Source organism: Streptomyces asoensis (genome assembly GCF_016860545.1).
GTDB lineage: Bacteria > Actinomycetota > Actinomycetes > Streptomycetales > Streptomycetaceae > Streptomyces > Streptomyces asoensis.
This window is the reverse complement of record NZ_BNEB01000003.1, coordinates 913,130-933,704: the sequence shown is the minus strand read 5'-3', so window position 1 is coordinate 933,704 and position 20,575 is coordinate 913,130. Positions and strand designations below refer to the sequence as shown.

The 20,575-nt window shown below is 72.5% G+C and carries 17 protein-coding genes and 1 pseudogene; 9 read left to right on the top strand and 9 right to left on the bottom strand.

Going from position 1 to position 20,575, the window contains the following annotated elements:
- Positions 1-52 precede the first annotated feature (52 nt).
- Positions 53-436, top strand: a complete 384-nt coding sequence (locus tag Saso_RS38930; protein WP_189921129.1) for a cold-shock protein — start codon at positions 53-55, stop codon at positions 434-436.
- 40 nt (positions 437-476) lie between these two features.
- On the opposite strand, the gene Saso_RS16810 is transcribed toward Saso_RS38930, so the two are convergent.
- The 4 genes from Saso_RS16810 to Saso_RS16795 form a co-directional block, all read right to left on the bottom strand.
- The gene (locus Saso_RS16810) at positions 477-1,349 is read right to left on the bottom strand and encodes a 1,4-dihydroxy-6-naphthoate synthase (protein ID WP_189921127.1); all 873 of its coding nucleotides are present in this window, start codon (positions 1,347-1,349) and stop codon (positions 477-479) included.
- A complete protein-coding gene (locus tag Saso_RS16805; RefSeq protein WP_189921125.1) occupies positions 1,339-2,112 on the bottom strand; it encodes a futalosine hydrolase in 774 nt (257 codons plus the stop codon). The genes Saso_RS16810 and Saso_RS16805 overlap by 11 nt, the downstream gene beginning before the upstream one ends.
- The gene (locus tag Saso_RS16800; RefSeq protein WP_189921124.1) at positions 2,082-2,594 is read right to left on the bottom strand and encodes a DUF2771 domain-containing protein; all 513 of its coding nucleotides are present in this window, start codon (positions 2,592-2,594) and stop codon (positions 2,082-2,084) included. The genes Saso_RS16805 and Saso_RS16800 overlap by 31 nt, the downstream gene beginning before the upstream one ends.
- Before the next feature lie 74 nt (positions 2,595-2,668).
- Positions 2,669-4,102 carry an MFS transporter gene (locus Saso_RS16795; protein ID WP_189921122.1) on the bottom strand — a complete coding sequence of 478 codons (1,434 nt, stop codon included), beginning with the start codon at positions 4,100-4,102 and terminating at the stop codon, positions 2,669-2,671.
- A 480-nt stretch (positions 4,103-4,582) separates the two neighbouring features.
- Between Saso_RS16795 and Saso_RS16790 the strand changes: the two genes are divergently transcribed.
- The 4 genes from Saso_RS16790 to Saso_RS16775 all read left to right on the top strand — a co-directional run bounded on the left by Saso_RS16790 (position 4,583) and on the right by Saso_RS16775 (position 11,292).
- The gene (locus Saso_RS16790) at positions 4,583-5,545 is read left to right on the top strand and encodes a DUF3027 domain-containing protein (RefSeq protein ID WP_189921120.1); all 963 of its coding nucleotides are present in this window, start codon (positions 4,583-4,585) and stop codon (positions 5,543-5,545) included.
- Between the two features lie 413 nt (positions 5,546-5,958).
- Positions 5,959-9,144 carry a sacsin N-terminal ATP-binding-like domain-containing protein gene (locus Saso_RS16785; RefSeq protein WP_189921118.1) on the top strand — a complete coding sequence of 1,062 codons (3,186 nt, stop codon included), beginning with the start codon at positions 5,959-5,961 and terminating at the stop codon, positions 9,142-9,144.
- A gap of 201 nt (positions 9,145-9,345) precedes the next feature.
- Positions 9,346-10,272: a hypothetical protein gene (locus tag Saso_RS16780; RefSeq protein WP_189921116.1), complete on the top strand. Its 927-nt coding sequence runs from the start codon at positions 9,346-9,348 to the stop codon at positions 10,270-10,272.
- A gap of 207 nt (positions 10,273-10,479) precedes the next feature.
- Positions 10,480-11,292 (top strand): hypothetical protein, encoded by an 813-nt coding sequence (locus Saso_RS16775; RefSeq protein ID WP_189921114.1) that lies wholly within the window; start codon positions 10,480-10,482, stop codon positions 11,290-11,292.
- A gap of 16 nt (positions 11,293-11,308) precedes the next feature.
- On the opposite strand, the gene Saso_RS16770 is transcribed toward Saso_RS16775, so the two are convergent.
- A complete protein-coding gene (locus Saso_RS16770; protein WP_189921113.1) occupies positions 11,309-13,675 on the bottom strand; it encodes an HAD-IC family P-type ATPase in 2,367 nt (788 codons plus the stop codon).
- A 131-nt stretch (positions 13,676-13,806) separates the two neighbouring features.
- Positions 13,807-14,097 carry a DUF2530 domain-containing protein gene (locus Saso_RS16765; protein WP_189921111.1) on the bottom strand — a complete coding sequence of 97 codons (291 nt, stop codon included), beginning with the start codon at positions 14,095-14,097 and terminating at the stop codon, positions 13,807-13,809.
- A 117-nt stretch (positions 14,098-14,214) separates the two neighbouring features.
- Here Saso_RS16765 and Saso_RS16760 point away from each other — a divergent pair, with 117 nt between their 5' ends.
- Entirely contained in the window at positions 14,215-15,666 is a 1,452-nt protein-coding gene (locus tag Saso_RS16760) for an NCS2 family permease (RefSeq protein ID WP_189921109.1), read from the top strand.
- 43 nt (positions 15,667-15,709) lie between these two features.
- Here Saso_RS16760 and Saso_RS16755 read toward each other — a convergent pair whose 3' ends face one another.
- Complete coding sequence (locus Saso_RS16755) at positions 15,710-15,892, bottom strand: ribbon-helix-helix protein, CopG family (protein WP_019072528.1); 183 nt, start codon at positions 15,890-15,892, stop codon at positions 15,710-15,712.
- A 152-nt stretch (positions 15,893-16,044) separates the two neighbouring features.
- Here Saso_RS16755 and Saso_RS16750 point away from each other — a divergent pair, with 152 nt between their 5' ends.
- The 3 genes from Saso_RS16750 (at position 16,045) to thpR (ending at position 18,642) form a co-directional block, all read left to right on the top strand.
- Positions 16,045-16,482, top strand: coding sequence for a MarR family winged helix-turn-helix transcriptional regulator (locus Saso_RS16750; RefSeq protein ID WP_189921107.1), 438 nt, complete (start codon positions 16,045-16,047; stop codon positions 16,480-16,482).
- A 66-nt stretch (positions 16,483-16,548) separates the two neighbouring features.
- Positions 16,549-17,922: an MFS transporter gene (locus Saso_RS16745; RefSeq protein WP_372442447.1), complete on the top strand. Its 1,374-nt coding sequence runs from the start codon at positions 16,549-16,551 to the stop codon at positions 17,920-17,922.
- A 147-nt stretch (positions 17,923-18,069) separates the two neighbouring features.
- On the top strand, positions 18,070-18,642 hold the full coding sequence (gene thpR, locus Saso_RS16740) for an RNA 2',3'-cyclic phosphodiesterase (RefSeq protein ID WP_189921105.1): 573 nt from the start codon (positions 18,070-18,072) through the stop codon (positions 18,640-18,642).
- Between the two features lie 257 nt (positions 18,643-18,899).
- On the opposite strand, the gene Saso_RS16735 is transcribed toward thpR, so the two are convergent.
- Complete coding sequence (locus Saso_RS16735; RefSeq protein WP_189921443.1) at positions 18,900-19,892, bottom strand: aldo/keto reductase; 993 nt, start codon at positions 19,890-19,892, stop codon at positions 18,900-18,902.
- A gap of 69 nt (positions 19,893-19,961) precedes the next feature.
- Positions 19,962-20,548, bottom strand: a pseudogene (locus tag Saso_RS16730) (Uma2 family endonuclease).
- Positions 20,549-20,575 lie beyond the last annotated feature (27 nt).

Genomic DNA, 20,575 nt, shown 5'->3' with positions numbered 1-20,575 from the left:
GGCAGTTCAAGGGTGTCCGGCCAGTCCGGCAGCTATCGAGGGAGCGTGTGCTTTGCCGACTGGCAAGGTCAAGTGGTTCAACAGTGAGAAGGGCTTCGGCTTTCTCTCCCGCGACGACGGCGGTGACGTCTTCGTCCATTCCTCCGTCCTGCCTGCCGGAGTCGAGGTCCTCAAGCCGGGCCAGCGAGTCGAGTTCGGCGTGGTCGCCGGACAACGCGGCGACCAGGCACTCTCCGTCGTGATCCTCGACCCGACCCCGTCGGTGGCCGCCGCCCAGCGCAAGAAGCCCGACGAACTGGCTTCCATCGTCCAGGACCTGACCACACTCCTCGAGAACATCACCCCGATGCTCGAGAAGGGCCGTTACCCGGAGAAGACCTCCGGGAAGCAGATCGCCGGTCTTCTGCGCGCGGTCGCCGATCAGTTGGACGTCTGACCGGAACGGGACGGCGGGAAATCGTTATCCGCCACGGGCGTCACGGGAAATCCAGCGCATCCGGGCCGAGGGGCGGCAACAGTCCCTCGGCCGCCGCGCGCGTCAGCAATCCCCGCACCGCCGCATAGCCGTCCTCACCCAGGTCTGCCGTGAACTCGTTGACGTACAGACCGATGTGCTGGTCCGCGACGGCCGGATCCATTTCCTGCGCGTGTTCCATCACGTACGGACGGGAGACTTCCGGAGCGTCCCAGGCGGCGCGTACGGAGGCGCGGATCGAGTCGGCGAGCCGGGTGAGGGCCGGCGCTCCCAGCGCGCGCCTGGCGATGATCGCGCCCAGCGGGATCGGCAGGCCGGTCGTGGACTCCCAGTACTCGCCGAGGTCCGCGAGCTTGTGCAGCCCGTAGTCGCGGTACGTGAAGCGGGCCTCGTGGATGACCAGTCCCGCGTCGACCTTCCCGTCCCGTACGGCGGGCATGATCTCGTGGAACGGCATGACGACGATCTCGCCGACGCCCCCGGGGACCAGTTCCGCCGCCCACAGACGGAACAGCAGGTACGCCGTCGAGCGCTCGCTCGGCACCGCGACCGTGCGGCCGGCCAGGCCCGCCCCGCCGGACGCGGCGCCCCCGGTCCCGGCCTCCTTCGTCAGCACCAGCGGGCCGCAGCCCCGGCCCAGCGCGCCCCCGCAGGGCAGCAGCGCGTACTCGTCGAGGACGTACGGCAGGACCGCGTACGACACCTTCAGCACGTCGTACTCGCCGCGCTCGGCCATGCCGTTGGTCAGGTCGATGTCCGCGAAGGTCACGTCGAGCCCCGGCGCGCCCGCCACGCGGCCGTGCGCGAGGGCGTCGAAGACGAAGGTGTCGTTCGGGCAGGGCGAGTAGGCGATCCGCAGATCTTCACCGGTCATGTGGGTTCCAACTCTCCAGGACGGGGGTGAGCTTCCCGAAGGCCTCGGTCAGGGCGGCGAGCGCGGCGCCGATGCGCCACGCGCCGCGGTCGCGCGGGCCGACGGGATTGGAGACCGCGCGGATCTCCAGCACGGGCACGCCGTGCGCGGCGGCGGCCTCGGCGACGCCGAAGCCCTCCATCGCCTCGGCTAGGGCACGGGGGTGCGCCTGGCGCAGGGCGGCGGCCCGGGCGGCTGTCCCGGTGACCGTCGAGACGGTCAGGACGGTGCCGGCGGGGGCTCCGGTGACGGCCGCGATCTCCCGTACGAGGGATCCGGGCGGACGGTGGGTGACGGTGCCGAAGCCCAGTTCGGTGACGGGCAGGAAGCCGTCGGAGGTCTCGGCGCCCAGGTCGGCGGCGGTGATCTCGTCGGCGAGGACCAGGGAGCCGACGGGGGCGGCGGGCGCGAAACCGCCGGCGATGCCCGCCGAGACGACGAGGCCGTACGGCGTGCCGCGCAGCGCGGCCGCGGTGAGGGCGGCGGAGACGGAGGCGGCGGCCAGGGCGGGGCCCACCCCGGCGGCGAGGAGGTCCAGGGCGCCGTGGCGGTGCAGGGTGACCCCCGGCAGGCGGACCTCCGGGTCCCGCGGGTTCGGTGACGGGGTGCCGCCGGGCTCCGGCAGCGCCCCCGCCACCGCGTCCCGCTCGGCGGGGACCGCGGTGGCGACGAGGATGCGGACGGGGGACGTGGTCAGTCGTCCTTCTTGAGCTTGAACGACCACAGGCCCGTCACCGACTGGCTGTTCTTCTTGCCGTCGCCGGCCTTGATGGTGACCAGCGTGGAGCTGCCCTGGGCGCCGTACTGGGCGTTGAAGAACACGCTGCCCGGGATCGTGCGGTAGGTCTTGTCGCTGTCCTCGGTGAGCGGCTGACCGTTCATCAGGATCGTCCAGCGCTTGTCGGCCACGTCGGGGTCGACGCCGAAGCGGACGGTCTCGTCGGGGTCGACGGTGATCGACTTGATGTCCTTGTCCGCGAGGCACTTGGTCAGCGCGGCGGCCTGGAGGGTCTTGCCCTCGCCGCCGCAGGTGGCCTCGGAGCTGACCGAGTCGCGGCCGACGGTGATCGTGGACAGGGGCGTCGGCTTGTCGCAGGCCGACAGGACGAGCAGTCCGGCACAAACGGCGCCGGCGGCGGCGACGACGCGGCGGCGTCGCACAACGCCAGGTACATCAGCGGCTCCGCCGCGGGGCATCGTGGTCATGGCGGAAGGCTATCGGGCACCTCGGGCCGTCCCTTTACCTGGGGTGCGGCGTGGCCGTGTGTCAGGGCCCGCGGTTACGCCACGCGGGGCTTCGCGCCGCCTCCGTGCCGTACCGAGGACAGCAGACCGCGGACCGTGGTCAGCCAGCCCAGCGCGATCACCGCGGCCGCCACCGACAGGCCGAGCGCGCCGTTCAGCGGCATCACGATGCCGACCGCGCCGCCGAACACCCAGCACACCTGGAGCAGCGTCTCGGAGCGGGCGAAGGCGGACGTCCGCACCAGTTCGGGCACGTCGCGCTGGATCAGGGCGTCCAGCGACAGCTTGGCGAGGGCCTGCGAGAACCCGGCGACCGCCGCCATGCACGCCACCAGGAACGCCCCGAAGAACACCGCGGCCGTGATCGTGGCGCCCAGCACCACGGCGAGGACCGTCACGATGATCAGCTCAGGCGCCTTCGAGCGCAGCCACGCCCCGACCGCCGTGCCGAGGGCGTTGCCCACGCCCGCCGACACGGCCACCATGCCCAGCGACACGGCGGCGCTCTGCCCGGTCAGCGGGTGTTCGCGCAGCAGGAACGCCAGGAAGAAGGTCAGGAACCCGGACAGCCAGCGCAGGGCCGCGTTGGCGCCGAGGGCGTGGGTGACGGCGATGCCGACGGTCCGCAGGCCCGGGCGTTTCACCGGCTGCCGGTGCGGGCCGTGCAGGTGCTGCTCGTCGGCCGCGAGCAGCGCGACGGCCTCGCCCTTGCCGGAGTCGACCTTGCGCGGCAGGGAGAACGACAGGAACGTGCCCGCCACGAAGATCAGGAAGGCGCCGTAGAGCGGATAGCGCGGCCCGAGCGCCTGGAGCCCCGCCCCGACGGGCGCGGCGATCCCGGTCGCGAGGAGTCCGCCGAGGGTGACCCGCGAGTTGGCCTTGACCAGCGAGAACCGGGGCGGCAGCAGCCGTGGCACGACGGCGCTTCTGACCACCCCGTACGCCTTGGAGGAGACGAGCACGCCCAGCGCGGCCGGGTAGAGCTCCAGGCTGCCGGTGGCGACGGCCCCCGACAGCACCAGCGCGAGGAGCGCCCGGGCCAGCATGGACCCGGCCATGGCGGCGCGCCGGCCGTGCGGCAGGCGGTCGAGGAGGGGGCCGATCACGGGGGCGAGGACGGTGAAGGGCGCCATGGTGATGGCGAGGTAGAGCGCGACGCGCCCGCGGGCCTCGTCCGTGGGCACGGAGAAGAACACGGTCGAGGCGAGGGCGACGGTGATCATGACGTCGCCCGCCCCGTTCACGGCGTGCAGCTCGATCAGCTTGCCGAGACCGGACTCGCCGGCGCCGTGCGCGTGCGTGGCCTTCCTGATCCCGCGGGCCGTTCCGGTGAACGGGAAGTGCAGGGCGCGGCCGACCGCGCGGACGGACCCGCTCATCCGGCCCGAACCACTCACCCTGCTCCTCCCCTTGTTCCCCTTCGCCGCACCGATCCCGGTGGCGCCCTGGGGTGTCCTCGCGGCTGCCACCCCGTCATAGTGCCCCGGAAAAGCGGTACGTAGTGCGGTTACCGCGCGTATGGGCGTGTGATCGTCGGCGCGCCGGGCCGGTCCCGGCGGCTTTCTGCGGGGACCGGGCGGCGGTCGGCGCGCGGATTCCGGGGCGGTCGGCGCGGGGTCCGGGGCCGCCGAGAAGACGGTTCGAAGGGCGATTCCACCAAGATTCCGGGGGCGGTCCGGGGGCGGTCCGGCGGTGGTTCGGCGGTTTATGTGAGCGGGAAACGTCCCGTCGGTGTAGGCCGAGCGTCCGCGAGCAGGTAGCGTGCGTAGCGCGCCGTGGCGATCGTTCTCGGCCGCGCGCCTCCCGGCCATCCCGCAGAATGGATGACAGCAGGTGCGCCCGAGCGCGTTCGGGCGCGGACGTCGACGCGGCCCCTTGGTCCGCTCCGTCCGCACCCGCCGCCTTCAGGCAGGCGCACCGAGAGACGGCGTAGGAGAGAAGCGATACCTGTGAGCGCAGCGACCACGCGAAGCCGCACCCCCGACCGCCTGTGCGCCGAGGCCGTCGACCTCGCACGCGCCGCAGCCGAGGAGGCAGCCGCCCCCGGCGTGGTCGGCGAGCATGTAGGCCTGCTCTCCGAGGGTGACCGGGTGGTCACCCACTACTTCGAGTGCAAGGAGCTCGGCTACCGGGGCTGGCGCTGGGCGGCGACGGTGGCACGGGCCTCCCGCGCCAAGAACGTCACCCTGGACGAGGTCGTCCTGCTGCCCGGCCCGGACGCCGTCCTGGCCCCCGAGTGGCTCCCGTGGAGCGAGCGGCTGCGCCCCGGCGACATGGGCCCCGGCGATCTTTTGCCCACGGACGCGGAGGACGTGCGGCTGGAGCCCGGCTACACCGGCGAGGACGACCCGCGTCTGCAACCGGGTTACTTCGACGCGGACGATCCGACGCCGAACTCCCCCCTGTCCGAGGAGATGGCCGAGCTCGCGGAGGCGGAGGACGCGGACGTCACCGCGGCCCCGCCCGCGGCGCTCCCGGCGGCCCCGCGCCGGGGCACCATCGCCGCGGTCGCGGAGGAACTGGGGCTGCGCCGCGCCCGGGTCCTCTCCCGCTACGGCCTGCACACGGCGGCCGACCGCTGGGAGGACGGCTTCGGTCCCAAGACCCCCATGGCCCAGGCGGCCCCCGCCTCCTGTGTGAGCTGCGGCTTCCTCACGCCCATCGGCGGTTCCCTCGGCCAGGCCTTCGGGGTCTGCGCCAACGAGTTCTCCCCGGCCGACGGCCGGGTGGTCTCCCTGGCGTACGGCTGCGGCGGTCACTCCGAGGCGGCCGTGATGCCGACCCCGCCGAGGCCGGCCCCGCCGGTGATCGACGAGACCCGGGTGGACCCCTTCCCGCTCCGCCCGGCCCCGGACTCCGGCTCCGTCCCGGCGGCGGCGGACGAGGACACCGCGGAGCTCGGCCACTCCTGAGGCGTGAGCGGCGGCGCGGGCGGGTCCGGCGACGGCCCGTGACCAGCGGCGCGGGCCGGCCGGGCCGGCCCCGCCGATCTGGCCGGACACCGCCGGTCTGGCCCCACCTCGCCGGTCTGCGCCGGCCCGGCTCGACCTCGCTGGTCTGTGCCGACCGGGCTCGACCTCGCCGGTCTGCGCCGGCCCGGCCCCACCTCGCCGGTCTGCGCGCCGCGCCCGGCGCCGCGCCCGGCGTCGGCCGCTCCGCCGGCCGCCCCGGCGGTCCGGCGCGGCCCGCCGGGCGGGTGCGGCCGTGGTCGTCGTGCGCGGGTGACGCCGGGGCGGGCCGCTGCCCGGGCCCGGGTCCGCGTCCCGTTCTGACCGCACCGCGCCGCGCGGTACCTTCGTGCCCACGCCGATGATGGAGAGTGAACGTGAGCAAGTTCGTGCGGCCGGCACCCGAGGGCGCGGACCCCTTCGGCACGGCCCGCCTGCGTCGCGGGGTGCTGGACGCCTGGGCCACGAGTCCCGCCCGTTTCCGGGAGGACGCCAACGCCGAGGAGGATCTCGTCCTCGGCGGGTACCGCGACCGGCTCGTCGTCGAGCTCGCTCAGAACGCCGCCGACGCCGCGGCCAGGGCCGGGGTGCCGGGCCGGCTGCGGCTGACCCTGCGCGACGGTGTCCTCGTCGCCGCGAACACCGGCGCGCCCCTGGACGCCGCCGGGGTGGAGTCCCTCGCCACCCTGCGCGCCTCCGCCAAGCGGGAGGAACGGCAGTCGGCCGTGGCCGTCGGACGGTTCGGCGTCGGTTTCGCCGCCGTCATCGCCGTCACGGACGAGCCCGCCGTCGTCGGCCGGCACGGCGGGGTCCGCTGGGATCTGGCCGAAGCGCGCGAGCTCGCCTCGGCGACCGCCCGGCACAGCCCCGGCCTCGGTGACGAGATCCGGCGCCGCGACGGGCACGTGCCCCTGCTCCGGCTGCCCTTCGCCGCCCAGGGGACCGCCCCGGACCCGTACGACACGGCCGTCATCCTGCCGCTGCGCGACGCCGCAGCCGCCGACCTCGCCGAACGTCTCCTCACCGCCGTCGACGACGCCCTCCTGCTCGCCCTGCCCGGGCTGGAGGAGGTGGTGATCGAGATCGGCGGCGACGCGCCCCGCGTCCTGACCCGGGCCGCCGATCCCGGCGACGAGGCCCTCACCGTGGTGGCGGACACCCGGGACGGGACCACCCGCTGGCGGGTCGCCGCCGCGCACGGCCCCCTCGCGCCCGAGCTGCTCGCCGACCGGCCGGTCGAGGAGCGGCTGCGCCCCCACTGGTCGGTCACCTGGGCCGTGCCCGTCGACGACGACGGCGCGCCCGCCCGCCCGCGCACCACGCCCGTCGTGCACGCCCCCACCCCCAGTGACGAGCCGCTCGGCGTACCCGCCCTGCTCATCGCCTCCTTCCCGCTGGACACCACCCGTCGGCACGCCGCCCCCGGACCGCTCACCGACCACCTGGTGCGGTGCGCGGCGGACGCGTACGCCGGACTCCTCGCCGGCTGGCGGCCGGTGGGGCCCGGGATCATCGACCTCGTGCCGGGTCCGCTGGGCAAGGGGGAACTGGACGGGGAGCTGCGCCGGGCGATCCTCGAGCGGCTGCCGCGCACCGCCTTCCTGCCGCCCGCCGTCCGGCCCGCGCCGGAGGGCGAGGGCGACGGGCTCGTCGCGTTCCCGGAGGCCCTGCGGCCCCGGGAGGCCGAGGTCGTGGAGGGCGCGGGCGCCGAGACCGTCCGGGTGCTGGCGGAGGTGCTGCCGACCCTGCTGCCGGCCGGCCTCGAACGGCGGGTCGAGCTGCGCACCCTGGGTGTCGCCCGGGTCCCGCTGGCCGACGCCGTCGACCGGCTGGCCGGTCTGGAGAAGGACCCGCAGTGGTGGTACCGGCTCTACGACAGCCTCGCGGGCGTCGACCCGGACCGGCTCTCCGGACTTCCCGTGCCGCTCGCCGGGGGCGCCTCCCAGGCCTTCGGCACCGGGGGAGGGCGGACCACCATCGGTCCCCGCCAGGTGCTGCTGCCCACCCCGGAAGGGACGGGACCCGATCCGGAGGTCCTCGCCCGGCTCGGTCTCAAGGTCGCGCACCGGGACGCCGTCCACCCCCTGCTGGAGAAGCTGGGCGCGCTGCCCGCCACACCGCGGGCCGTGCTGACCACCCCGCAGGTGCGGGCCGCCGTCGCCGCTTCCCTGGACGACGACGGCGGCGCCTGGGACGAGCAGGACACCCCGGACGCCGAGGAACTCGCCGACACGGTCCTTGCGTTGGTCCGGGACGCCGGTCTCGAACCCGGTGACGAGCCCTGGCTCGGCGCCCTCGCGCTGCCCGACGAGGAGGGCGAGCTCGCGCCCGCCGGTGAACTGGTGCTCCCGGGCAGCGCGTTCGCCTCCGTCATCCGGGAGGACGAACTCGCCTTCGTCGACGCCGAACTGGCGCACAGATGGGGCGAGCAGCCCCTCGCCGCCTGTGGTGTCCTCGCCGACTTCGCGCTCGTGCGCGCCACGGACGTCGTCCTCGACCCGGACGAACTGGAGCCGCGTGAGGGGGACTTCGCCGAGCCGGACGACGCGGGGCTGCTGGACGCCGTCGACGTGTGGTGCGAGGACGTCCTCGACCGCTTCCCCGACAGCCCGGTGCCGCCGGTCGCCACCGAGCTGGTCGCCGTGCGCGACCTCGACCTCGTCGACGACGACCGCTGGCCGCAGGCCCTCGCGCTGCTCGCCCGGCCGCCGCTGCGGGACGCCCTCACCCAGCCGGTGCGGATCCTGCTGCCCGACGGCACCCACGAGACCGTCCGGCCGTACACCGCCTGGTGGCTGCGGGGGAACCCGGTGCTCGACGGCCGCCGCCCGGCCGGTCTGCTCGCGGCGGGCGGCGACCCCCTCCTGCACGGCCTGTACGAGCAGGCCGACGCCACCGGCTTCGACGACGAGCAGGTGCTGCGTGCCCTCGGTGTGCGGACCTCGGTGGCCGCGCTGCTGGACGAGCCCGGCGGCGCCGCCGAGCTCCTCGACCGTCTCGCCGACCCGGACCGTTCGGTCACGGCCGCCCAACTGCACGGTCTGTACGGTGCGTTGGCCGATCTGGATCCGGATCGGGTGACTCTGCCGGACGAGCTGAGGGCCGTCGTCGACGGGCGGGTCGAGGTCGTGGACGCGGCGGGCGCCGTCGTCGTCGACTCGCCCGATCTGCTGCCCTTCACCGAGGGGGTGCCGCTGCTTCCGGTCCGGCCGTCCCGGGCCGCCGAACTGGCCGAACTGTTCCAGGTGAGGCGGCTGAGCGAGTCCGTGACCGGGCGCGTCGACTCCGAGGGCGTCGAGCACGACGTCCCGGAGCCGGTGGGGGTGCTGCTCGGGCCGCGCACTCCCGGCACGTACGTCGAGCACGAGGAACTGGTCGTCGACGGGGTGGAGCTGGACTGGCGGCTGACGGACGACGGCGTCCTGCACGCGGCCACCCTGGAGGGCGTCGCCGCCGGACTCGCCTGGGCGGCGGGGCAGTGGCCGCGCCGCTTCGAGGTGGCCGCCCTGCTGGAGGACCCCTCCAGGACGGCGGAACTGGCCCGGGACCGCTGGTTCGACTGACCCGGAACGGCCGCGGGGGAGCGGGTGGTGACGGCGTGAATATTTCTTTTACGAATTTCTCACGGAACGTACAACCATCCGCTCCCACCAGGCATCTCATCACATGAGCCAAGAGGCTCCACCATCACTTTGGGCGCCGGATGCTACGACGAGCCGTGTGAACGGCCACCGTCCGGTGCCCCTCTCCTCAGGGGGAACGCAATGCGCATACGAGCCACCGTGGCCGCCGTCACCGGCGCCCTGGCCCTGTCCGCCTTCGCCGTGCCGGCCGCCCAGGCCACCGGCAGCGACTCGCACAACCCCGTCGACACCCTGAAGGCCCTGCACGCGGCCGTCTCCGGCAAGAGCGCCTTCACCGGCGCCACGCCCGCCGACACCGGTACGCCGTACGCGCTGAACGCCAAGTTCGGCAGCGTGAAGATCAACAACGGCAAGCCGATCGTCGCCGGCACCACCGGCAAGGTCCGCGTCCCGGTCACCTTCACGGTCACCCACGACGCGGGTGTCGACGTCACCGCCGCCGACACCGAGCTGGACCTGGTCGTCTACCGCGGCCAGTCCGCCGACCCGGCCAACATCCTCGTCGGCGACGACTGGCCGGTCTGCGTCAACAGCTCGGCCACGGTCGCCTCCTGCAAGGGCACCCTGGACATCTACCCGGGCGAGGAGCTGGGCAACGCCGACGCCACCACGTGGAAGGCGCTCGGCTACGTCATCGACTGGAACGACGTCGACCCGTACGCCGACGACATCGACTGGACCAAGGTCGGTTACGCCGAGGGCGACGCCCTGGCCACCACCAAGCTCCAGCGGCTGTCCAAGCTGACGGTCAACGCCGCGCCGGAGCCGGTGAAGAAGGGCAAGACCATCACCGTCACGGGCGCCCTGACCCGCGCCAACTGGGACAGCGGCAAGTACACCGGCTACGCCGGCGTCTACGCCCAGCTCCAGTTCCGCAAGAAGAACTCCACCACCTACAGCACGGTGAAGTCGGTCAAGACCACCTCGACCGGCGGTCTGAAGACCACCGTCAAGGCGGGCGTGGACGGTTACTACCGTTACGTCTTCGTCGGCACCTCCACCTCCCCGGCGGTCAGCGCCGCGGGCGACTTCGTCGACGTGAAGTAGGCGTAGCGGCACAGCGCCCGCAGCACCCGGCCCGAGCGCCGGAACCGGACGCGGCAGGCAGAGCGGTCGGCACCGGGACCCCGGTGCCGACCGCTCGCCGTTCTTCCCCCGTTCTTACCTCCCCGGGCACAACTCGCCCCGCCCGCCGCGAATCTCACCTCATGAGTCAGCAGACTCCGAGATCCCTTCTCCAACCGGGAAACACACATGCGCATACGCGCCCTCGCGGTCGCCTCCTTCGGCGCCCTCGCCCTGTCCGCCCTCGCCGTCCCGGCCGCCCAGGCCGCGCCCTCGGCCGCGCCGAACGTCACCTTCTCCCAGATGAAGGTCAACGCGGGCAAGGCGATCGTGGTCGGCCCCTCGGCCAAGGTCACCGTCACCGCCACGTACACCCTGACGAAGCCCGCGGGCCTTGCCACGAGCTCCTTCGACAACGGCCCGATGCTCTACCGGGGCACCACGCTCGGTGCGAACTCCCAGATCATCGCCGGTGACGAGCCGGGCACCTGCAAGGCCGTCTCCACGACGGTCCTGCACTGCACCGCCAAGATCCAGTTCCGTCCCGCCGCCTCCGGCGACTTCGACGACCTGGCCAACAGCCAGGCCGGCGCCTGGAAGGTGGGAGCGCTCGCCGTCCCGCACAGCGCCACCGGCGAGGCCGACCTCAAGTGGCAGAGCAACCTGGGCACCGTCAAGGTGCAGCGCCAGGCGCAGCTGACGGCCGACGCGACCCCCGAGCCGGTGAAGAAGGGCAAGACCCTCACCGTCACGGGCAAGCTGACCCGCGCCAACTGGGACACCAACAAGACCGGCGGCTACGCGGCCCAGCCGGTCAAGCTCCAGTTCAAGAAGAAGGGCAGCACCACCTACACCACGGTCAAGACGGTCAGGACCAGCTCGACCGGCGCCCTGAAGACCACCGTCACGGCCTCCGCCGACGGCTACTACCGCTACAGCTTCGCCGGTACCACGACGACCCCGGCGGTCAGCGCGGCCGGCGACTTCGTCGACGTCAAGTAAGCGACGGGAACCGGCCTCAGGCCGGGAAGCGGCGGTCGACCCACTTCCAGGTGAACTCCAGGGCGACCGCCGCCACCGCCGCCACCCCCACCGCCGTCCACGGCATCGCCGGCCCCACCAGCTTCAGCGCGAAGAAGTCCTGGAGCCACGGGACCACCAGGACGAGCAGGAACGCCCCGCCCATCGAGGCGACGAGCAGGATCCGCCACCAGGTGTAGGGCCGGGCGATGATGGCGAGCACCCACATGGAGATCAGGAACAGCGTGAGCGTCGCCGCGCTGGTCTCCGCCTCCAAGGAGCCCGTCCCGGTGTAGTGGTGACGGGCGATCAGGTACATCACGAAGGTCGCGGTCCCTGCGACCACCCCGCCCGGTACCGAGTACCGCATCACGCGCCGCACGAAATGCGGCCTGGCCCGTTCCGTGTTGGGGGCGAGGGCGAGGAAGAAGGCCGGGATGCCGATGGTGAGGGTGGACAGCAGCGTCAGGTGCCGGGGCAGGAACGGGTACTCGACCTGCCAGCAGACCACGAGCAGGGCCAGCAGCACCGAGTAGACCGTCTTCACCAGGAAGAGGGTCGCCACGCGGGTGATGTTGCCGATGACGCGCCGGCCCTCCGCCACCACCGAGGGCAGGGTCGCGAAGCTGTTGTTCAGCAGCACGATCTGCGCGACCGCCCGGGTGGCCTCCGAGCCCGACCCCATGGCGACGCCGATGTCCGCGTCCTTCAGCGCGAGGACGTCGTTGACGCCGTCCCCGGTCATCGCGACGGTGTGCCCGCGCGCCTGGAGCGCGCCGACCATGTCCCGCTTCTGCTGGGGGGTGACCCGGCCGAAGACCGTGCCCTCGTCCAGCGCCCGCCCCATGTCCTGCGGTTCGGCGGGCAGCCGGCGCGCGTCGACCGCACGGCCGTCCAGCCCGAGTTTCGCCGCCACCGCGCCCACCGAGACCGCGTTGTCGCCGGAGATCACCTTGGCGTGCACGTCCTGCTCGGCGAAGTAGCGCAGGGTGTCGGCGGCGTCCGGGCGCAGCCGCTGATCGAGGACGACGAGCGCCGCCGGGCGTGCGCCGCGCGCGGGTTCGGGGTCGTCGAGCTCACGGGCGGCCCGGGCGAGCAGCAGGACGCGCAGACCCTGCTCGTTGAGCCGCTCGGTCTCGGCGAGGGCGGGGTGGCCGTCGGCGAGCAGCACGTCGGGCGCCCCGAGCAGCCAGGTGCCGCTCTCCCCGTCGCCCTCGCTGAAGCTGGCGCCGCTGTACTTGCGGGCGGAGGAAAACGGCAGGGACTCGGTGCAGCGCCAGTCCTCGGCGTCCGGGTAGGCCTCGATGATCGCCCGCAGGGAGGCGTTCGGCCGCGGGTCGGACTCCCCGAGCGCCCCGAGCACCCGGCGCACGTACGGCTCGTCGTAGCCGTCGAGCGTGCGCAGCCCGGTGACGTCCATGCCGCCCTCGGTGAGGGTGCCGGTCTTGTCCAGGCAGACGGTGTCGACGCGGGCGAGGCCCTCGATGGCCGGCAGTTCCTGCACCAGGCACTGCCGGCGGCCGAGCCGGATGACGCCGATCGCGAAGGCGACCGAGGTCAGCAGGACGAGCCCCTCCGGCACCATCGGGACGATGCCGCCCACGGTGCGGGCGATGGACCCCTTGAGGTCGTTGTTCTTCACGAACAGCTGGGTGATCACCAGGCCGATCGCGGCGGGGACCATCATCCACGTCACGTACTTGAGGATGGTGGAGATGCCGGAGCGCAGCTCGGAGTGGACGAGGGTGAAGCGGGAGGCCTCCTCGGCGAGCTGGGCGGCGTAGGCCTCCCGGCCGACCTTCGTCGCCCGGAAGGCGCCGCCGCCTGCGACCACGAAGCTGCCCGACATGACCTGGTCGCCGGGCCGTTTGACGACGGCGTCGGCCTCGCCGGTGAGCAGGGACTCGTCGATCTCCAGCCCGTCGGCCTCGACGCACACGCCGTCCACCGCGACCTTGTCCCCGGGGCCGATCTCGATGAGGTCGTCGAGGACGAGTGCGGAGGTGGCGACCTGGACGGCCGTGCCGTCGCGGCGGACGGTGGGCCGGGACTCGCCGACCACCGCGAGGGAGTCGAGGGTCTTCTTCGCCCGCCACTCCTGGATGATGCCGATGCCGGTGTTGGCGAGGATCACGAAGCCGAACAGGCCGTCCTGGATGGGCGCGACGGCGAGCATGACCAGCCACAGGACGCCGATGATCGCGTTGAACCGGGTGAAGACGTTCGCCCGGACGATCTCGCCGATGGAGCGGCTGCTGCGGACGGGCACGTCGTTGACCTGGCCGCGGGCCACGCGTTCGGCCACCTCGGCGGCCGTGAGGCCGGTCGCCGTCGGCGCGGAGGCGGGAGCGTCGGTGTGGGCCATGGCATCGACGGTACGTGCGGTCGCGGGGCTTCACCCCCCGGGGACGCCGAAGATCCGACCTCGGGAGGACGGGGGCGGCGCCGCGTGTAGTGCCTGAGGCGTACCGCCCCGGAACGGGCCGCCCGCGGGGTCTACCCGGCGACCGGGTCCGCGGGCCCGCCCGGTCCGCTCGCCGCGTTCGCGGCCTCGCGCTTGATCGCCGCGTCCCGCTTGCGGACGTACCAGATGCCGATGAGGCCGAGTCCGGCGCCCGCGAGGCAGGTCCACACCCACCAGGTACGGCCGTGGTCGTCGAACCAGCCGTAGAAGGGGAGCTGGACCAGGAAGAGGACGAACCAGAGGATCGTGCCGCCGGTGATGGTGGCGACCACGGGGCCCTCCAGGGGCTCCGGCGCCTCGTGCTCGGGGATCCACTTCTCCATGGGCTCAGCTTACGAGGAGATTCGGTCTACGCGCGGAGATGGCCGATCCGAACGTTATATGTTCATACTGAAACGGTTTACCCCTGACCACTTCTCTTCGTAGGAAACGCCAAAAAGATGCCCTCGTCGGCCCCCGCCAAGGTCCCCGCCCCTGAACAGCCGGGAGCCACGCCTCTCTACGGCGCCCTCGACCGCTACTTCCGGATCTCCGAACGCGGCAGCACCCTGCCCCGCGAGATCCGGGGCGGTTTCGCCACCTTCTTCGCGATGGCGTACATCATCGTGCTGAACCCGATCATCCTCGGCAGCGCCAAGGACATGTACGGGCATCAGCTGGACAACGGCCAGCTGGTCACCGCCACCTGTGTGACGGCCGCCTTCACCACGCTCCTCATGGGCGTGATCGGCAACGTGCCCATCGCGCTCGCCGCCGGCCTCGGCGTGAACTCGGTCGTCGCCCTCCAGCTCGCGCCCCGGATGTCCTGGCCGGACGCCATGGGCATGGTGGTGCTGGCCGGATTCGTGGTCATGCTCCTGGTCGCCACCGGCCTGCGCGAGCGCGTCATGAACGCGGTGCCGTTCGGCCTGCGCAAGGCGATCAGCATCGGTATCGGCCTGTTCATCATGCTGATCGGGCTCGTCGACTCCGGCTTCGTCAGCCGTATCCCGGACGCCGCCCACACCACCGTCCCGCTCCAGCTCGGCGCCGACGGTCACCTGAACGGCTGGCCGGTCCTCGTCTTCATCCTGGGCGCCCTGCTCACGCTGGCCCTGATCACCCGCAAGGTGCCCGGCGCGATCCTCATCTCGATCGTCGCGATGACCGTCCTCGCGCTGATCATCAACGCCGTCGCGACGGTCCCCTCCTGGGGCCTCACCACCCCCGAGTGGCCGGGCAACCCCGTCGCCACGCCCGACTTCGGGCTCATCGGCGAGGTCAGCCTGTTCGGCGGCTTCGGCAAGGTCGGCGTCCTGACCGGCATCCTCTTCGTCTTCACGGTCCTGCTGTCGTGCTTCTTCGACGCGATGGGCACGATCATGGGCGTCAGCGACGAGGCCAAGCTGACCAACGCCCAGGGCGAGATGCCCGGCATCAACAAGGTCCTCTTCGTCGACGGCCTCGCCGTCGCCGCGGGCGGAGCCAGCTCGTCCTCCGCCACCACCGCCTTCGTGGAGTCCACGGCCGGCGTCGGCGAGGGCGCCCGCACCGGCTTCGCGAACCTCGTCACCGGCGGTCTCTTCACGCTCGCGCTGTTCCTGACGCCCGTCGCCACGATGGTCCCGTCCCAGGCCGCCACCCCGGCGCTGCTCGCCGTCGGCTTCCTGATCCTGGCCGGTTCGGTCAAGGAGATCGACTGGGCCGACCTCACCATCGCCATCCCGGCGTTCATCACCATGGTGATGATGCCGTTCACCTACTCGATCACCAACGGCATCGGCATGGGCTTCATCACGTTCGTGCTGCTGCGCCTCGCGGTCGGACGCGGCCGGGAGGTCCCGGTCCCGATGTACGTCGTCTCCGCCGTCTTCGCCTTCTACTACCTGATGCCGGCCCTCGGCCTCACCTGACGCCGGCCCCCGGGGCCGCCCGAGCCCCCGCACGCGCGGGGGCTCAGGTGCGCCCGTAGAACTTCTCCGTCTCCTCGACGGCGGTCTGGAACCGCTCGTCGAAGTCATCACGAATGAGCGTCTGGACGACATAGTCCTGGACGCTCATTCCCCTTTTCGCCGCATGGTGGCGGAGCCGCTCGAGCAGCTCTCCGTCTATCCGCAGGCTGAGCACACTGGTCCCCATGGGACGAGGGTCGCGGGCGCCGTACCGCAGTCCGGCCCCTTTCGCCGCCTACTCACTCGTTCGAGTGACGGTGGGGTTTCCGTGTCCGGGGTCACGGGGAATCCAGGGGACCCCCAGCTTGTTTAGCGAGAGTAATGAGTTACGCTAAAGAGATGCCTGACCTCACCCATGGCGACGACGCTGCCGCCGTGAACTCCCTGCGTTCAGCCGTCATGCGGCTGTCCCGTCGGCTCAAGCACCAGCGGGTCGACGAGTCGCTGAGCCCCACCGAGATGTCGGTGCTCGGCACCCTCTCCCTGTGCGGCAGTGCCACCCCGGGCGAACTCGCCCGCAAGGAGCACGTGCAGCCGCCCTCGATGACCCGCATCGTGGCGCTGCTGGAGGCCAAGGGTCTGGTCCGGCTGGAGCCGCACCCCGAGGACCGGCGCCAGAAGGTCGTCACCAAGACCGAGCAGGCCGAGGCCATGCTCGAGGAGAGCCGCGCCAAGCGCAACGCCTTCCTGGCCACCCTGGTCGACGGCCTCGACGAGGACGAGTGGGCCGCACTGCGCGCCGCCGCCCCCGTGCTGGAGAAACTCGCACACCTGTAGACAGCCGTCGCCTGTGACGGACGCCCCCGACCGGCGCCCGTGGACAGCCATGAGGAGGCGAACCTTTTGAGTTCGGGACCCGGAGCAGACTCCGCCCCCGCACCGACCACCCACGACACCCTTGCCGGCAAGCCCGCCCCGGGCGTCGGCAAGCCCGCCGGATCGTCCATGTTCAGCTCCCTGAAGGTCAGGAACTACCGCCTGTTCTTCATGGGCCAGGTCGTCTCGAACATCGGCACCTGGATGCAGCGCATCGCCCAGGACTGGCTGGTCCTGAGCCTCACCGGCTCCGCCACCGCCGTCGGCGTGACGACCGCGCTCCAGTTCCTGCCGATGCTGCTCTTCGGCCTCTACGGCGGCGTCCTCGTCGACCGGCTCCCCAAGCGGCGCACCCTGCTCTTCACCCAGTCCGCGATGGCCCTCACCGGCATCGCGCTCGCCGCCCTCAGCCTCTCCGGACACGTCCAGGTCTGGCACGTCTATGTGGCCGCCTTCGCCGTGGGCCTCGCCACCGTGCTCGACAACCCGGCCCGCCAGACCTTCGTCTCCGAGATGGTCGGACCCGACCAGCTCCAGAACGCGGTCAGCCTCAACTCCGCGAACTTCCAGTCGGCCCGCCTGGTCGGCCCCGCCGTGGCGGGCGTGATGATCACCGGCGTCGGCACCGGCTGGGCGTTCCTCTTCAACGGCCTGTCCTTCGTCGCACCCCTCGCCGGCCTGCTGCTGATGCGCTCGCGCGAGCTGCACGCCGTCCAGCGCGCCCCGCGCGGCAAGGGGCAGCTGCGCGAGGGCCTCCAGTACGTCGCCGGGCGCCCCGAACTGATCTGGACGATCGTCCTGGTCGGGTTCGTCAGCACCTTCGGCTTCAACTTCCCCGTCTACCTCTCGGCCTTCGCCGACGACGTCTTCCACGCGGGCGCCGGCTCCTACAGCCTCTTCAACACGCTGATGGCGGTGGGCTCCCTGGCGGGCGCCCTGCTCGCGGCCCGGCGCGGCACGGCCCGGATGCGGGTGCTGGTCGCCGCGGCCGTGGCGTTCGGCGCGATGGAGATCGTCGCCTCCGCGGCCCCGTCGCTGTGGCTGTTCGCCCTGCTCATGGCCCCGATCGGGATGTTCGGCATGACGGTCAACGTCACCGCCAACAGCAGCGTCCAGCTGAGCACCGACCCCGCGATGCGAGGCCGTGTGATGGCCCTCTACATGATGGTGTTCATGGGCGGCGCCCCCATCGGCGCCCCGATCGCCGGCTGGGTCACCGACGCGTACGGCGTCCGGGCGGGCCTGGCGTCGGGCGGCGCGGTCTCGGCCGCCGCGGCCGCCACCGTCGGCCTGGTCCTCGCCCGCATGGGCAACCTGCGCCTGTCGGTCGGCTGGCACCACGGCCACCCGATCGTGCGCTTCGTCCCACGGGAGAACCGGGAACTCGCCACGGTCGCCTGACCGACGACCGGGGCGACCGGGGCGACCGGACGACCGACGACCGGACGACCGGGCGGCACGACGGCCCCCCGCCGCGGGCGGGTGCGGCCGTCGGGCCCGTTCCGGGCGACGGGTGCGCGCCGTCCGGGCCGCCGGGAAGATCGGGGCATGAGACTCTTCGCCGCCGTGCTGCCCCCGGACGACATCGCCGACGAACTCGCCGCCGAGGTCGCCCGGTTGCGCACCCTGCCCGGCGCGGACGCGCTGCGCTGGACGGACCGCCCCGGCTGGCACTTCACCCTCGCCTTCTACGGCGAGACCGACGACGCCCTCGTCCCGGAGCTGTCGGAACGGCTGGCGCGCGCCGCGCACCGCGGCGCGCCCTTCCCGCTGGCCCTGCGCGGCGGGGGCCACTTCGGGCACGGGCGGGCGCTGTGGGCCGGGGCGGCCGGGGACGTGCCCGCGCTGCGGCTGCTGGCGGACCGGGCGGAGGCGGCGGCCCGCAAGGCGGGCGTCGCCCTGGGCGAGCACCGCCGCTACAAGCCGCACCTCACCCTTGCCCGCAGCCGCGACGCCGTGGACGTCCGGCAGTACGTCGAGGCGCTGGACGCCTTCCAGGGCCGTGCCTGGACCGTGCGGGAACTGGTGCTGGTGCGCAGCGTCCTGCCGACGTCCGGCGTGGCGGGGGAGCGCCCCCGCTACGAACCGGTCGGTCGCCTGCCGCTCGGCGGGGCCGGTTAGGCTCGGTACGTGGACCCGAAGACCCGGAACCGGATCATGGCCGGTGCGCTCGTACTGATGTTCGTCGTGGTGGCGGTGGCCGCGGCGGTCGGCCGATGACAAAGCCCACCCGAACCGCCCCCACCGCCCTCCTGTAGGCCGGCGGGCCCCTCGGAGACCCCCGCCCCGCTCCCGCCTCCGCCCCCACCGGCCCCGGCGAGGCCGGTCGCCGGCCTCGCCGGGCACTGCCCGCCCCGCGGGTGTTCCGCGGGGAACCGCTACCAGGCGAAGGCCTCCGGGGACGGGCCCGGACCGGGGAAGACCTCGTCCAGGCCGGTCAGCAGTTCCTCGCTCAGTTCCAGATCGACCGCCCGCAGGGCCGACTCCAGCTGCTCCGCCGTGCGCGGGCCGACGATCGGGCCGGTCACCCCGGGCCGGGTGAGCAGCCAGGCCAGAGCCGCCTCGCCGGGTTCGGTGCCGTGCTTCTCCAGGAGGTCCTCGTAGGCCTGGATCTGCGCGCGGGTCCTGGTGTCGGCGAGGGAGTCGGCGGCCCGCCCGGAGGCGCGGCGGCCGCCCTCGGCCTGCTTCTTGATGACCCCGCCCAGCAGCCCTCCGTGCAGCGGCGACCAGGGGATGACCCCGAGGCCGTACTCCTGCGCGGCCGGGATCACCTCCATCTCGGCGCGCCGCTCGGCCAGGTTGTACAGGCACTGCTCACTGACGAGCCCGATGGTGCCGCCCCGGCGGGCGGCGGTCTCGTTGGCCTGGGCGATCTTGTAGCCGGGGAAGTTGGACGAACCGGCGTAGAGGATCTTGCCCTGCTGGACGAGCACGTCGACGGCCTGCCAGATCTCCTCGAAGCCGGTGCTGCGGTCGACGTGGTGGAACTGGTAGAGGTCGATGTGGTCGGTGCCGAGCCGCTTGAGGCTCGCGTCGACGGCCCGCCGGATGTTCAGCGCGGAGAGCTTGTCGTGGTTGGGCCAGGCCTCGCCGTCGGCGGCCATGTTGCCGTACACCTTGGTGGCGAGGACCACCTTGTCCCGGCGGCCGCCGCCCTTCGCGAACCAGCTGCCGATGATCTCCTCGGTACGGCCCTTGTTCTCGCCCCAGCCGTAGACATTCGCGGTGTCGAAGACATTGATGCCCGCGCCGAGCGCCGCGTCCATGATCGCGTGGCTGTCGGTCTCGTCGGTCTGCGGGCCGAAGTTCATGGTGCCGAGGACGAGGCGGCTGACCTTGAGTCCGGTACGTCCGAGCTGCGTGTACTTCATGGCACTCAAGCCAACGTCCTGGAGTGCGCTCGATGCAAGGGGGGCGAGGGGTGAGAGGGGCCGGGCGGGTCAGTCGCGGGGGAACTCGTCCGTCTGGACGACGAGGCCGACCACGGTGCCCGTCAGATCGACGTCGTCGCCGAAGTCGACCTTCGTCCGAGTGACGTAGTCGCCCTCCTTGGGGCTGGTGTAGAGGTAGCACCGGCCCTTGTAGGGGTCGGCGATGAGATACACCGGAACCTCGGCCGTGGCGTAGGCGAGCTTCTTCGGCCCTAGTCGTTCGCCGCCGTGTCCTTGGAGATGACCTCGGCCACGAACTCGACGTCCTGGTAGCGCCAGCGACTCTTGCCGTCCTTCACGGAACGGTCGGCCATGGCAGCCAGGTCGCATGCGAAGCCGTTCAGGTGACCGGGGAAGTCGATGCGTACATCGGAGGCGATCCGCTTGCGCGGATACGTGTCCCGCAGCTGTTCGAAAATGGCCGAGATGATCTCCCAGTGGTGCTGCCGCTGCGGTGACATGAAGATGTTTCCCCCGACGATCTCGACCTTCGTTCCCTCGGGGACGGGCATCTTCTCGAGCCACTCGAACATGACGTCCAGAGACAGCTCGTCGCTCTCCTCGGCCATCGTGATCCTGTCCTCAGTGACGGTCATCGTGGCGCTCCTCCCCGGCTGCATTCG

Bases quoted from the DNA above. Each gene is read 5' to 3' on its own strand.
- Saso_RS16810 (WP_189921127.1), bottom strand. From the start codon at position 1,349: ATGACCGGTGAAGATCTGCGGATCGCCTACTCGCCCTGCCCGAACGAC.
- Saso_RS16800 (WP_189921124.1), bottom strand. From the start codon at position 2,594: ATGACCACGATGCCCCGCGGCGGAGCCGCTGATGTACCTGGCGTTGTG.
- Saso_RS16780 (WP_189921116.1), top strand. From the start codon at position 9,346: ATGCGCATACGAGCCACCGTGGCCGCCGTCACCGGCGCCCTGGCCCTG.
- Saso_RS16775 (WP_189921114.1), top strand. From the start codon at position 10,480: ATGCGCATACGCGCCCTCGCGGTCGCCTCCTTCGGCGCCCTCGCCCTG.
- Saso_RS16770 (WP_189921113.1), bottom strand. From the start codon at position 13,675: ATGGCCCACACCGACGCTCCCGCCTCCGCGCCGACGGCGACCGGCCTC.
- Saso_RS16765 (WP_189921111.1), bottom strand. From the start codon at position 14,097: ATGGAGAAGTGGATCCCCGAGCACGAGGCGCCGGAGCCCCTGGAGGGC.
- Saso_RS16760 (WP_189921109.1), top strand. From the start codon at position 14,215: ATGCCCTCGTCGGCCCCCGCCAAGGTCCCCGCCCCTGAACAGCCGGGA.
- Saso_RS16755 (WP_019072528.1), bottom strand. From the start codon at position 15,892: ATGGGGACCAGTGTGCTCAGCCTGCGGATAGACGGAGAGCTGCTCGAG.
- Saso_RS16750 (WP_189921107.1), top strand. From the start codon at position 16,045: ATGCCTGACCTCACCCATGGCGACGACGCTGCCGCCGTGAACTCCCTG.
- thpR (WP_189921105.1), top strand. From the start codon at position 18,070: ATGAGACTCTTCGCCGCCGTGCTGCCCCCGGACGACATCGCCGACGAA.
- Saso_RS16735 (WP_189921443.1), bottom strand. From the start codon at position 19,892: ATGAAGTACACGCAGCTCGGACGTACCGGACTCAAGGTCAGCCGCCTC.